Origin of the sequence: Mesorhizobium sp. M1295, from assembly GCF_040318135.1 — a bacterium.
GTDB lineage: Bacteria > Pseudomonadota > Alphaproteobacteria > Rhizobiales > Rhizobiaceae > Mesorhizobium.
In genome coordinates this window covers 88,060-101,636 of the sequence record NZ_JAMYLU010000014.1, presented here as the reverse complement: position 1 = coordinate 101,636, position 13,577 = coordinate 88,060, and the positions used below count along the sequence as shown (strand labels likewise).

The following is a 13,577-nucleotide window of genomic DNA, read 5'->3' as shown; positions in this document are numbered from 1 at the left end:
CGCACTAAAGCGGAGCGCGGACCGATCGAGCATTTCGATGTCGGTGACGAATGAAGATTAGCGGCCGCTAAAAGTTCCGGAGCCGGCGCAAAAAAGCCCGCCGTGCCCGTGCCGGACTGCGAGCTGATGTTGATGATGTCCAGAGCTTGATGCTCTCTCGCAGCGCCATCCTATCCCGTTGAAGGCGCTGAGCTTCTCGCTGGGTGGCCTTGGCTGGCAAGCCTCGAAAGGCTGCCCAGCAGCATTGTTCTGTCCTTGCCGATCATCAGCACGCCGCTGTCGGGCGCCAACAGTGCCGAGAACGGCAGCATCGCGGCGCCGATAGGCGAGGCCTCGGGGCCGAATTGTCCCGATACGATTTCCGGCGCCACGATGCCGATGGCGCTGATCGTGTTGAACTGGGTCTGCACCTTTGCCAGCAGCTCGAGATGGATCGGCCGCGGCAGGATGCTGTCGAGGACGATCGCCTCGATGTCGATGACCGAGGTGATGGCGATGATCGCCTCGACCAGCGCATTGGCACAATCGTCGATCCATTCGGACAGCGGCTCGCGCGCCCCCGGCGGCAAGGGATTCAGTTCGCGCACACGATTGATCTCGATGCCGCGCGATTTGAGATGATTGACCAGCACATAGATCGAGGCGCGATGCAGCAGACTTTGGTAACGCGCCGGCTTGGCCGCCACCGAATCGAGGCTTGAAGGCGAAACCGGCAAAGGACCGAGCGCGGCGCTGTTGCCGTGCGGACCGGTATGGACCTTGCCGCCTTGCACCAATCCGCCGCCGACAAAGGTGTCGATCGAAATATGCATGAAGTCGCGGAACCGCGCGCCGGTCCCCTGGATGAGTTCGGCGAGTGCGGCCGATGACGCGTCGTTTTCCACGAAGACCGGGGTCTTCGGTTTTGTGGCGAAGAATGTCGTCAGATCGATTGCTTCCCAGCGGCTACCGAGGTCATCGGGAAAGCCGAGTTCCTCGCTCCAGCCGCCGAGGAAATATGGCGAAGCGATGCCGACACCGACGATGCTGGCATCGCCAAGCCCCTCGACCAGCTTGTCGAAATTGGCCAGCGACATGTTGCCGGCCTTGAGCACCAGATCGGGGTCCGGAAAGCGATATTCGTGCGACTCGCGGGAGCGGACCTCGCCGGCGAAGTCGACGAGCACGGCTTCCAGCGCGCGCCGGCCGATCTTGATGCCGGCGCTGTAGATGCGCTCCGGTGTAAGCCGGTAGAGGGTGGACGGCGATCCGCGTTGCCCGAACCTTTTTCCCACTTGCTTTACGAATCCGGACGACTCCAGCCCGTCGACAATGGTGGCGACCGCGGCCGGCGTCAGATTTGCGGCGCGCGCCAGATCGGACTTGGATGCCTCCTTCAGACGGCGGATGGCATCAAGCACGAAGCGCTCGTTGTAATGCCGAACCTTGACCGAATTGCTGCCTTTTCCGGACAAAACCGGCGCCTCCCCATTCATTCTCGCGGAGCCACTCTGGCCGCCTGCAGCTTTTAGGCTGCTGGGTCGAGCACTCCAGCTGCACCCGTGCGCGACGCGACAGTGCCCTTCGGGGTCATGGAAGTCAATTTTCCAGTTGCGGCGTCAAACCATTTAATATAGCAAATTGAAAAAACAGGACCAGGGAGGAAGGGTGCTGCACTTGGGCGCATTAGGCGAAGCCGATGCCGTGGTGAAGAGCGACGTGGCTGTCCCCGTTGCCCTGGTTCAGGCGACAAAGGCCTTCGGCGGCACGATTGCCCTCAAGGACGCGTCCTTCGAATTGCGCTCAGGCGAGGTGCTGGCTCTGCTTGGCGAAAACGGTGCCGGCAAGAGCACCTGCGTGAAGCTGCTGGCCGGCGTGTACCTCCCTACCGGCGGCCATATCGAAGTCGACGGCAAGCCTGTGGTCTTCCATTCGCCGCACGATGCCCAGGCTGCCGGCATCTCGGTCATGCACCAGCACCCCGGTCTTTTCCCGGATCTTTCGGTGGCGGAGAACATCTATCTCGGCCATATACCGCGCGACCGCTTCGGCGGCATCGACAACGCCGCCATGCTTGCCGGTGCGCGTAAGGTGCTGGCGACAGTCGGCCTCGACGTGCCGGCCGAAACCCGGCTCGGGATGTTGCGCACCTCTGAACAGCAACTGGTCGAGATCGCCCGCGCCCTGTCGCTCGACGCGCGGGTGCTGATCATGGACGAGCCGACGGCCGCCCTGTCGCAGCGCGAGGTCGAGCGGCTGTTCACCGTCGTTGCCGACCTGCGGCTGCATGGCGTGGCGATGATGTTCGTCGGCCACCGCATGGACGAGATCTTCCGCATCGCCGACCGCATCGCGGTGCTGCGCGACGGGCGCCTCATTGGCGTCAAGCCGAAGGCCGAGCTTGGCCGCGCCGCCGCCATCGGCATGATGGTCGGCCGCGAGGTGACCGACCTCTATCCGCAACGAAACCACGCAACCGGCGCGCTGGTGCTGGAGGCGAGGGGGCTTTCGCACGCCGGCGGCTTTTCCAACATCGACCTCAAGCTCCACGCCGGAGAGGTGCTCGGGCTCGGCGGCCTGGTCGGCAGCGGGCGGACCGAGATCGCGCGCGTGCTGTTCGGAATCGACCAGCCCGATGCCGGCGAAATCCTGATCGACGGCGAGGCTGTGCGCTTCGCATCGGCACGCGACGCCATGGATGCGCGCATCGCCTATGTCTCGGAAGACCGCATGGGCCAGAGCCTGGTGATGGATTTTTCCATCCTCGACAACGCGGTGCTGCCCGTCCTCGACAAGGCAGCCCGCTCCGGCTTCTACGGCACGGACCGCGCGATCGATCTGGTTTCGGACTGGCTGAAGCGGATGAAGCTTCGCTTTTCCGGCTACGCGCAGCCGGTGAAGGAACTATCCGGCGGCAACCAGCAGAAGGTGGTGCTGGCCAAATGGCTGCGCACCGAACCGCGTGTCCTCATCCTCGACGAGCCGACGCAAGGCATCGATGTCGGCACCAAGGCGGAAGTGCATGCGATGATCGCCGACCTTGCCGCGCAAGGCATGGCTATCATCCTGATCTCCTCCGAAATGCCCGAGCTCATCGGCATGTGCGACCGCATCATCGTCCTGCGCGAAGGCCATCGGACGGCCGAATTTACCAGGGGCAAAGCCACCCAGGAAAAGGTGCTGGAAGCAGCGACCAAGGCCGGCGAAAGCACCGACCGGGCAGCACAGCCTGCCAGCGAGGAGAAGAGAAAAGGACCGTTCGACATACTGAAGCGGCGGGAGTTCGGCCTGCTCGCCGCGATGCTGGCGGTGGCCATCCCGGTCACCATCATCAACCCGCGCATGGTGAGCGCGGCAAACCTGACCGCCGTGTCGATGGATGCCGCCCTGCTCGTGGTTGCAGCGCTCGCGCAGATGCTGGTGCTGATCACCCGCAACATCGACCTTTCGATCGCGGCGGTGATTGGCCTGTCGGCTTACATGGCGGCCAGCATGGTTCAGGCCTATCCGGGGCTCGACATCGGCATCGGCCTGATGACGGCATGTGCCGTCGGTGGTGTCGCCGGCCTGATCAACGGCCTCGTCGTCACCAGGGGAAAGATCCCGGCCATCGTCGTCACGCTGGCCTCGATGTCGATATTTCGCGGCTTCAACTCGATCTGGGCAGCCGGCGACCAGATCAGCGCCGACGAAGTCACGCAAGCCTGGCTCGACATGACCGGCCTGAAGATCGCCGGCGTGCCGCTGATCGTCATTATCGCGATCGTCATCCTGTGCCTGGGTTATGTGCTGCTCTATCGCACCGCCATCGGGCGCGAACTGTTTGCCGCCGGCTCCAATCCCGACGGCGCACGTCTTATCGGCATCCCCGTCGACCGGCGGATTCTGCTGGCCTTTGGCATGGCCGGCCTGCTCGGCGGCCTGTGCGGTGCGCTGTGGGCATCCCGCTATGCGACCATCGATGCCCGCGTCGCGCTCGGTTTCGAACTCACCGTGATCGCGTCGGCGGTGGTCGGCGGCGTCGCCATCCGCGGTGGTTCGGGCACGCTGCTCGGCATCATCCTCGGCGCGCTCACGCTGCTCGTCATCAAGAACGGGCTGACGCTGGTGCGCGTCGACCCGCTGTGGCTGCAGGGCGTCTACGGCCTGGTGATCCTGGTCGCCATCGGCATCGACACGTTCATCGTGCGGCGTGCCGAGCAGGCAAGACAGGCGAGGGCGCGGTGAGAAAGTTCCTCCGTTCGATCGACTTCTGGGATCTGCTGCTGGCGACCTCCTGCGTGGCCATCTTCCTCTACGCGGCGATCTTCGTGCCGAATTTCGTCTCCGGCTTCAATCTCTCGCAACTGGCCGCCAGCGCCTCGGAAAAGGCGCTGCTGATCCTGCCGATGACGCTGCTCATCATCACCCGCGAAATCGACCTGTCGATCGCCTCGGTGCTGGCGCTGACGTCCGTCGTCTTTGGCTTGCTGGTACAGGCCGGCGTGCCAACGCTTGCCGCAATCCCGCTGACGCTCGTCGCCGGCGGCCTGCTCGGCGCTTTCAACGGCTACCTGGTCTCGGGCCTTGGACTGCAGTCGCTGGTGGTGACGCTCGGCACGATGGCGCTCTATCGAGGTATTGGCTACATCCTGCTCGGCACCGGTTCGGTCAACATCCTGCCGCCCGCGGTCGTGGATTTCGGCATCAACAATCTGCCGGGCACCGAGATACCGTGGACCATCGTCCCCTTCCTGGCGCTGGCGCCGGTGTTTGCGGTCGTGCTGCAGAAGACGCCGACCGGCAAGCGCATCTACGCGCTCGGCGGCAGCCCCGAGGTGGCGCGCTATTCCGGCATAAACACGCGCCGGATGGTGCTGAACCTGTTCGTCGTCTCGGGCGTCGTCGCGGCGATAGCCGGCATCGTCTATACCGCGCGCCTTTCCAATGCCCGCGCCAACAATGCGCTCGGCATGGAGCTCGACGTCATCACCATCGTGCTGCTCGGCGGCGTCAGCGTCTTTGGCGGCAAGGGCCGCCTGACCGGCGTCATGCCGGCGCTGGTCCTGATCGCCATCATCCGCAATGTGCTGGCGCTCAACCAGATCGGTGGCGACGCGCAGGGGATGATCATCGGCCTGCTTCTGATCGGCTCGCTGCTGGTCGGCAATTACTGGCGCTCCACACAGGAGATGCTCAGCAGATCCCGCGCAATGCGCGAGACCAAGGGGTGATCTCGGGCCCCTTCCTTCAAGCCCGAATTTTAAACGGAGGAGTCACAATGAAAGCGTTTAGATTAGCCCTGCTCGCATCCGCGGTTCTGCTCGCGCCAACCTCGCTGGCGTTCAGCCAGGAATGCGCCAAGGAACCCGTAACGGTCGGTTTCCTGCCCAAGCTCGACACCGACCCCTACTTCAAAGTGGCCTTTGGAGGCGCACAAGAGGCAGCCAAGGAAATTGGCGGCACCGCTACGCAGGTCGCCCCATCGCAGGCGACTGCCGAGGCGCAGATCGAATTCATCAACAGCCTCGTGTCGCAGAAGGTTGGGGTCATCGCAATTGCCGGCAACGACGCCAATGCCGTCGCGCCTGCGCTGAAGCGCGCCGTTCAGCAGGGCGTCAGGGTGATTTCGTATGACTCCGATGTGGCCGCCGATGCCCGCGCGGCATTTGTCAATCAGGTCAAGGGCGACAGTCTCGCCGAGATGATGCTGGAAAGTGCATTCGCCCTCAGCGGCGGTGAAGGCGAATTCGCGATCCTGTCGTCGACGCCGACGGCGACCAACCAGAACGCCTGGATCGACTTCATGAAGGCGAAGATGGCTGCCGAGCCGAAGTTCTCCAAAATGAAGCTGGTGCAGGTGGCCTATGGCGAAGAAAGCGAACAAATCAACCAGCAGCAGGCGCTGGCGCTGGTCCAGGCGTTTCCCGATCTCAAGGTGATCATCGTCCCGGCAGGCATCGGCCTTCCGGCGGCCGCGCGTGCGCTCGAGGAGGCGGGCATGATCGGCAAGGTCAAGCTGACCGGCCTCGCGCCGGCTACTCTGATCTCGAAATACATCAAGGACGGGGCGGCCCAGGATATCTGGTGGAACGTCACCGATCTTGGCTATCTTACCTACCAGACGGCCCAGGCGCTTGCGCAGTGCAAGATCACCGGAAAGGAGGGTGAGAAGTTCACGGCAGGCAGGCTCGGCGAATACACGATTGGCGCCGGCGGCGAACTGATCCTTGGTCCAGCCAAGATCGTGACCCCCGAAAATCTGGCCGAGTTCAAGTTCTGATCCTTTGGAGTTCGAACTCCGCGGGGCGCCGGTCCAACCGGCGCCCTTCCTAAACCTCTCGAATGAAAACAGTGCGGGGGCGGCAATGAAGATATTGCTTGCGGGCGAAACCTTTGCGGCGACGACGTCGGTCGCCGTCGGTAGCGATGTGCTTACAAGTGCGACCTCGACAAATGGCGCGACGGCCTTCAATGCCGCGCTGGCCACTGAGGGCATCGCCGTCACGCAGATCGGCGGTGAGCGTTGCAGCGCGGAGTTTCCCTATGACCTCGATGGGCTCGCCCAATATCAGGCGGTGGTGATCTCCGACGTCGGCGCCCTGACATTGCTGGTGACGCCGGATGCCCGCGCCGGGCGTGTCGGCGTCAACCGCCTCGATCTGCTCAAAGCCTATGTCGAAGGTGGCGGCGGGCTGATGCTAGCCGGCGGCTATATGGGCTTTCAGGGCATGTTCGGGACGGCGCGGTTCCACGACACCCCGGTCGAGGACGTTCTGCCGGTCCGTTGCCTACCCTACTGCGACGGCATGGAGGTGCCGCAAGGCCTGCAGGCCTCCATCCTGCAGCCGTCACATCCGATTTTTTCCGGGGTGGAGGGGCCTTTGCCGCCGATCCTCGGCATGAACAAGCTGGAATTCAGGCGCGACGGTTCATCCCGGCTTCTGGCGACCTGCCACCACCGCGGCACCGACTGGACGCTCCTTGCCGTCGGCAGCCACGGCCGCGGCCGCACGATTGCCTGGGCAGCCGATATCGGCCCGCATTGGCTCTCGCAGGATTTTCTCGCATGGCCGTTCTACGGAAAACTGACGGCGAACATGGTCCGTTGGCTCGCCGGCAATGAATGAGAAAGCCGGACACCAGGTTTGACCACTGCAGTCCGCCTGCCGCTGCCTCCGATGCCGCGCGAGGCGCCGGTGACCAGCACCACCTTGCCGGCCAGGTCGAATTTCGGCGTGAACTCATTTGTCATGCAATTCCACCTTGTTCTTCAAATCGGACCGGCTGCCGTGTCGAACCGAATAGGCTCGCGTGAATTCGGCGCCCAGCAGAAATATCTCGGCCGAATAATAGACCCACAACAGCACGACGAGCAGGGCGCCGGCCGCGCCGTACGACGATGCGAAAGCGCTGGTTCCGATATACCAGCCAATCAGCGACTTGCCGATGGTGAACAGAAACCCGGTGACGACGGCGCCAAGGCCGACATCGCGCCATTGCAGACTGCGGTCGGGCAGCACCTTGTAGATCGCGGCAAACAGCAGCGCGATCAGGGCAAACGAGACAATCCCGTTGACCGCGCTCAGGATGATGGTGCCGAACGGCAGATAGGCGTTGATGACGTCTCCGAGCGCCGAAATCGCGGCGCTTACAACCAAGGACACCAGGAGCAGGAAACCGAGAGCGGCGACCAGGCCCAGGCTTGCAATGCGTGCCCGCACCAGCCGTGAGATCGTTGCTGCCCTCGGTTTGACTTTCCAGATTTCGTTCAGCGCCAGCTGCATTTCGCCGAACACGCCGGATGCGGCGACGAACAGCGTGACCAGCCCCAGAATGCTGGCAAGGGTTCCCGCTTCCTTCTGCGAAGCGTTTTCGATCGTCGCCTGCAGCAGCTCGGCACTTTGCGGTCCCATCAGGCCGGCGATCTGTGCCGAAAGGGCGAGTTGTGCCGCCTCGTGCCCGAAGGCCATGCCGGCGATAGCGACGACGATCAGCAGGATCGGCGCAAGCGAGGTCGTGGCATAAAAAGCTATCGCCGCCCCATGGCTCAGCGCATTGTCATCGATGAAGCCGAGGACGCTCTGCTTGAGGAGCCTCCAGCTCTCTGCTGCCAAATTCCACATGTGGGCCTCGCATGCTGTCAACAAACAAGTAGCGGCGGCGCAGCGCTGGGCGAGGGAGGGGCGCGAAGATCGCAACGGAGCGGCACGACAGGCCACGACAAGAACACCTCTTGCCCGAACACTTGCCAAGCGCCGGCCATCATGATGCCATGGCGCTGTGGAAGATTGCACGCTGGGTTGGGGTGGGCGATGTTGTTTCCAGGTGCAACAGGGCGCATAGGCGTGGCGTTTGCCGCGCTGCTTTTGTGCGCGCTGGTTCCTGCTCGGGGCGAGGAGCCGAAGGCGCTAAAAGGCGTCGCGCTCGTCATCGGGCAGTCCGACTATGAGCATGTCGGCAAGCTGCCCAATCCGGAAAACGACGCCCGCGCCATCGAGGAGATGTTCGACAGGCTCGGCTTCGAAACCGATGTCGCCGTCAATCGCGACGCGCGCAAATTGCGGCGCGACCTCGAAGGCTTCGTCGACGATGCCGAGGGTGCCGACGTCGCCATTATCTACTATTCCGGCCACGGCATCGAAGCCGGTGGCGAGAATTTCCTGGTGCCCGTCGATGCCGACATTGCGGCGCTCGAGGATGCCGGCGAGAAGCTGGTCCCGCTGTCGTCGATCGTGGCCGAACTGAAGGCCAAGGTGCCGGTCACCATCGTGCTGCTCGATGCCTGCCGCAACGACCCGTTTCCGCCGGGCACGCTTTTGAAACTCAAGCCGGGTGAAGCGGGCAAGCCGATCGGCGCCGGCGGCCTCGGCGATACCCGCAGCGTCGTGGCGTTAAAAGACAGCGCGCCGGCCAAGGGTTCGGCCGACGACAGCGGTTCTGGCAACGACAGCTTGGGCCAGGTCATCGGCTTTGCCGCCGAGCCCGGCAAGGTGGCGCTCGACGGTCCCGCCGACGGCAACAGCCCCTACGCGGCAGCCATATTGCGTCACATCGACACGATGGGCGGCGAGGAATTCGGCACTGTGCTGCGCATGGTCGGCGAGGAGGTCTATCTCAAGACCGGCGGCCGGCAGCGGCCCTGGGTCAATGAGAGCCTGCGCCGGCTGCTCTATTTCGGCACGCCCGCCGAGGTGCCGAAAGGCGAGGAGGGCGAGATCCTCACAGAGCGCCGCCGGCTGCTGCTGACGATCTCGACGCTGCCCGACCCGCAACGCCGCCAGATCGAGACGATCGCCCGCGACGGCGGCGTACCGATGGACGCGCTCTACGCCATGCTGAAGACGCTGGGCACCGAGACACCCAGGGATGCAGCCGAACTCGACACATTGCTGCGCGGCCAGACCGAGCGGCTGAAACAGGTACTGGCCGAGCAGGCGACGCTGAAGAGCCAGGATCCGGAAATCGTCCGGCTTTCAAAACTGGCCGAACAAGCGGTGCAGGAAGGCGCGCTGGAAGCAGCGCAGAAAATCCATGAACAGGCCAAGGCCCGCGTTGGCGAACTGTCGAAGACCGTCGACCGGGCTGAAGCCGACCTCAAGGCGCGTCGTTTCGAGTTTGCCGAGGTTTTCGGCGACAGCGCCAAAACCTACGAAATCTCCTTCAGCTATCAGGCGGCAGCCCAGGACTATGCCAAGGCCTATGAGCAGGTCGAGAAATGGGACGACCATGAAGCCTGGTTCTACAAGGCAGCCGAGGCCCAGGCGCTCTCCGCGCATGGTTCTTTCTCGGGCGACAACGCCTTTCTGGTGCAGGCGGTCGCTGCCTATGAAAAGGCGCTGACCTATGTGTCGCGCGAAAACAGCCCGCGGCAATGGGCGGCCACGCAAAACAATCTCGCCACCACACTGTCGACGCTGGGCGAGCGCGAGGCCGGCCGCGAAGACCTCGACAAAGCGGCAGCCGCCTTCGATCAGGCGCTGAGCGTCTACACGCGCGACGCCAATCCGGACGACTGGGCCTCGACGCTAGGCAATCTCGGCACCGTCTATTGGCGGCTCGGCCAGCGCGAGAACGGCACGACGTTGCTCGACAATGCCGTTGCCTCGTTCCGCGCGGCGCTCGAGGTGCAAGTGTCGAAAAAGCTGCCGCTCGAATGGGCGGCGACTGAGGATAATCTCGGCATCGTGCTCTCCGAACTGGGTGAGCGCCAAGCCACCAGCGACAGCTTTCGCGCCGCCATCGAAGCGCATCGCGCCGCGCTGACCGCATACCGCAGGGAGCGCGTGCCGCTCGACTGGGCGTTGAGCCAGGTCAATCTCGGCACGGCCTTGTTTCGCCTTGGCGAGCGTGAACAAGACGTACCGACGCTTGAGCAGGCCGTTGCCGCCTATCAGGCGGCGACGGAGGAAATGACGCGCGAGCGCGCGCCGGCGCAATGGGCGACGATCCAGAACAATTTGAGTTCGGCGCTGGAATCGATCGGCCAGATCAATGGCGACATTGCTACGCTTCAGCGTGCTCGGGAGGCGGCAGAGGCCGCACTGACGGTGTGGACGCGCGACCATGCGCCGGCCAGCTGGGCAAACGCCCAGTTGACGCTTGGCAATGCCTTGCAGCGTCTCGGCGCCAGGCAGGCCGGCAATGACGCGCTGCTCAAGGCGGTCGCTGCCTATGAGGCCGCACTTTCTGAATATCCGCGCGAAAAGCTGCCGCTCGACTGGGCTTCGTTGAACCAGAATCTGGGCTCGGTCTATGCGACGCTTGGCGATCGGGACACCGGCATCGACTATCTCCGGAAGTCGGCGTCCGCCTATCGCGAGGCCTCGCAGGTCTATACCGTCGCCGCCGCGCCGCTCGAATTCGCCTCAATAGAGCACAGTCTCGGCAACTCGCTGTCGACCTGGGGCGACCGTGCTCGCGACAAAGCGGTCCTTGAAGAAGCGGTCGCCGCCTATGATGCAGCGCTCACCGTGCGAACCAAGGAGAGCGCCCCGAAGGACTGGGCGAAGACGCAGTACCGGCTGGGCGCAGCACTTTCCATGCTCGGCAAGGCCGATGGCGGTTCGGACGAGGCGCTCCAGCGCTCGGCGGTGGCCTATCGCGCGGCGCTCGAAATGCAGAGCCGTGACAGCGACCCCGACGCTTGGGCGGCAACGCAATGGGGTCTCGGCCATGTGCTCCTGGTTCTGGGCGACCGCACGCAGGACGGCGAAGCGTTCAACCAGTCGGCGACGGCGCTTGAAGCGGCGCTGCCCTTCTACGACCTCGCCACGGTGCCGGAAGATCACGCCCAGCTGCAGAACGAACTCGGCAGCGCCTATTACTACCTTGCCGGCAGCGCCAATGACCCGTCGCTCTACCAGAAGGCGGCGGCCGCGCATGAAAAGGCACTGGCCGTCTATGCCACGCTGCCCGACCGCTCGCTCTGGGCTTCGGTCGAAGGCGACCTCGGCAATGTCCGCATGATGCAGGCAAACGCCAGTTCCGACCCGGACGCCATGGCCAAGTCTGTCCAGGCCTATGAGGCGGCACTGACAGTGATAAGCCGCGACAGGGATGCCGACGAATGGCTGCGCAACCAGACCAATCTGGCCAGCGCGCTTTCGACGCTGGGCTACTGGCGCGACGACGTTGCCCTGCTGAAGCGTTCGGCCGGCATCTATCGTTCGATCCAGAGCGTGCGCACGCGCGACCGCGCCCCCGAACGTTGGGCCAGCACGCAGGCAAGCCTGGCCAATGTGCTTGGCATGATCGGCGCGAAAGAGCCTTCGCCGGCTTTGTTCCACGAGGCGGTCGCCGTCAATCGGGCGTTGGCAGACCAGGTCGACCGCGACCGCGACCCCGAGCGCTGGGCGAGCCTGCAAAACGAGATCGGCTATCAGCTGACGCTCGCCGGCCGCGCCGAAAACGACGTCGCCAAAATCGAGGAGGCGGTGCCGATCCTGCGCGAGGCCATCGCCGTGCAGAAGAAGATCGGTTCGGTGCCGGGCATTGCGTTCACCGAGGACAGCCTGTGCGACGTGCTTACCGATCTGGGTGCTGCTCGCAAGCAGAAGGCAATGGCCGAGGAAGCGATAGCCGCCTGCCAGCATGCGCTCGTCATCTTTCGGGATGGCAAGATGGACGACCTTGCCGCCGGCTCCGCAAAGAACCTTGCCAAGGCACAAGCGTTGCTGGCCGAATTGCAATAGCGCACAGGAAAAGGTGGCCGCGACCGGTTTCGATTGGCAAAGGGTTGCCGTTCCCTGCTATTCCCGCTTCAAATCAAAAAAGCAGTGGACGTTTCCAGCATGACCAATGTCGCCTTGACTGGGCTTGCCCGGGATCTTGCCAAGCGCGCGGCGGAAGGCCGCCCGGTGCGCATCGGTGTCATCGGTTCGGGCGAGATGGGCACCGATCTGGTGACACAAGGCATGCTGATGCCGGGCATTTCGGTTTGCGCGATTTCGACCCGCCGGCCGCATACAGCGCGTGACGCCATCCGCATCGCCTATGGCGACGAGGCAATGGCAGCCGAAGCGGACAGCGCTTCGAAGGTCAGCCAGGCGATCGAGAGCGGCAAGATCGCAATCACCTCGAACGAGATGCTGGTCACCAATCCGCTCATCGATGTTGTCATCGATGCCACCGGCAAGCCCGGCGTCGCCGCCGATTTCGACCTGATGGCGATGCAGCACGGCAAGCATCTGGTGATGATGAATGTCGAGGCCGACGTCACTATTGGCTGCTACCTCAAGCAGCAGGCCGACCGGCTCGGCGTCGTCTATTCGGTCGGCGCCGGCGACGAGCCGTCGAGCTGCATGGAGCTGATCGAGTTCGCCTCGGCGCTCGGCTACACCATCGTCTCCGCCGGCAAGGGCAAGAACAACCCTCTCAACCACGACGCCGTTCCCGACGACTACCGCGCGGAAGCGCTGCGCCGCAACATGAATCCGCGCATGCTGGTCGAGTTCGTCGACGGCTCGAAAACCATGGTCGAGATGTGCGCCATCGCCAACGCCACTGGGCTGGTACCCGACGTTCCCGGCATGCACGGCCCCAAGGCCGACCGTGACGAGCTGGTCAAGGTGCTGATCCCGCGCGAGCAGGGCGGCATCCTGTCGAAGAAGGGCGTTGTCGACTATACCGTCGGCAAGGGCGTGGCGCCCGGTGTCTTCGTCATCGTCGAGGCGACTCATCCGCGGATCATCGAGCGCATGGACGATCTGCACATCGGCCACGGCCCCTATTACAGCTTCTTCAGGCCCTACCATCTGACCTCGCTGGAAGTGCCGCTGACGGCCGCCCGTATCGCGCTTTACGGCAAGCCCGACATGGTGCCGCTGCCGAGGCCGGTGGCCGAGGTCTGCGCCGTGGCCAAGCGCGATCTGGCGGCAGGCGAGACGTTCGACGCGATCGGCGAGACCTGCTACCGCTCCTGGACCATGACCGTCGAGGAGGCTCGCGCCCACCACGCCGTGCCCGTCGGCCTGCTCGAAGGCGGCAAGGTGCTGAAACCGGTGAGGAAAGGCGAATTGCTCACCGCCGACAATGCCGCGCCCGACCCGACGACCAGGCTATTCGCCTTGCGCCGGCTGCAGGACGAGATGCTGTATGGGGCGGGTTAGGTGCGGTGC

Annotated in this window: 8 protein-coding genes; 6 read left to right on the top strand and 2 right to left on the bottom strand. The window is 64.0% G+C overall.

The genetic code is table 11. The annotated features are described in order from the left end of the window. Window positions 1-170: 170 nt before the first annotated feature. Window positions 171-1,454, bottom strand: a complete 1,284-nt coding sequence (locus NKH29_RS19855; RefSeq protein ID WP_352817587.1) for an ROK family transcriptional regulator — start codon at window positions 1,452-1,454, stop codon at window positions 171-173. A 193-nt stretch (window positions 1,455-1,647) separates the two neighbouring features. Here NKH29_RS19855 and NKH29_RS19850 point away from each other — a divergent pair, with 193 nt between their 5' ends. The 4 genes from NKH29_RS19850 to NKH29_RS19835 all read left to right on the top strand — a co-directional run bounded on the left by NKH29_RS19850 (window position 1,648) and on the right by NKH29_RS19835 (window position 7,088). After that, a complete protein-coding gene (locus NKH29_RS19850) occupies window positions 1,648-4,206 on the top strand; it encodes an ATP-binding cassette domain-containing protein (protein WP_502897687.1) in 2,559 nt (852 codons plus the stop codon). Continuing rightward, entirely contained in the window at window positions 4,203-5,192 is a 990-nt protein-coding gene (locus NKH29_RS19845) for an ABC transporter permease (RefSeq protein ID WP_353000441.1), read from the top strand. The genes NKH29_RS19850 and NKH29_RS19845 overlap by 4 nt, the downstream gene beginning before the upstream one ends. 47 nt (window positions 5,193-5,239) lie before the next feature. Beyond that, window positions 5,240-6,241: a rhamnose ABC transporter substrate-binding protein gene (locus NKH29_RS19840; protein ID WP_352488291.1), complete on the top strand. Its 1,002-nt coding sequence runs from the start codon at window positions 5,240-5,242 to the stop codon at window positions 6,239-6,241. A gap of 85 nt (window positions 6,242-6,326) precedes the next feature. Continuing rightward, window positions 6,327-7,088: a glutamine amidotransferase gene (locus tag NKH29_RS19835; RefSeq protein WP_353000440.1), complete on the top strand. Its 762-nt coding sequence runs from the start codon at window positions 6,327-6,329 to the stop codon at window positions 7,086-7,088. A gap of 114 nt (window positions 7,089-7,202) precedes the next feature. Here the strand turns inward: NKH29_RS19835 and NKH29_RS19830 are convergent, their stop codons facing one another. Continuing rightward, the gene (locus tag NKH29_RS19830; RefSeq protein WP_023719423.1) at window positions 7,203-8,084 is read right to left on the bottom strand and encodes a YihY/virulence factor BrkB family protein; all 882 of its coding nucleotides are present in this window, start codon (window positions 8,082-8,084) and stop codon (window positions 7,203-7,205) included. A 222-nt stretch (window positions 8,085-8,306) separates the two neighbouring features. On the opposite strand from NKH29_RS19830, the gene NKH29_RS19825 reads away from it, so the two are divergent. Both NKH29_RS19825 and NKH29_RS19820 read left to right on the top strand, forming a co-directional pair. Then, window positions 8,307-12,152, top strand: coding sequence for a caspase family protein (locus NKH29_RS19825; RefSeq protein WP_352817596.1), 3,846 nt, complete (start codon window positions 8,307-8,309; stop codon window positions 12,150-12,152). Between the two features lie 99 nt (window positions 12,153-12,251). Beyond that, the gene (locus NKH29_RS19820; RefSeq protein ID WP_352791931.1) at window positions 12,252-13,568 is read left to right on the top strand and encodes an NAD(P)H-dependent oxidoreductase; all 1,317 of its coding nucleotides are present in this window, start codon (window positions 12,252-12,254) and stop codon (window positions 13,566-13,568) included. The last annotated feature ends 9 nt before the right edge of the window (window positions 13,569-13,577 follow it).

What these genes read in the sequence shown, in the direction of transcription:
- NKH29_RS19840 (WP_352488291.1), top strand. Translation starts at nt 5,240, where the DNA reads ATGAAAGCGTTTAGATTAGCCCTGCTCGCATCCGCGGTTCTGCTCGCG.
- NKH29_RS19835 (WP_353000440.1), top strand. Translation starts at nt 6,327, where the DNA reads ATGAAGATATTGCTTGCGGGCGAAACCTTTGCGGCGACGACGTCGGTC.
- NKH29_RS19830 (WP_023719423.1), bottom strand. Translation starts at nt 8,084, where the DNA reads ATGTGGAATTTGGCAGCAGAGAGCTGGAGGCTCCTCAAGCAGAGCGTC.
- NKH29_RS19820 (WP_352791931.1), top strand. Translation starts at nt 12,252, where the DNA reads ATGACCAATGTCGCCTTGACTGGGCTTGCCCGGGATCTTGCCAAGCGC.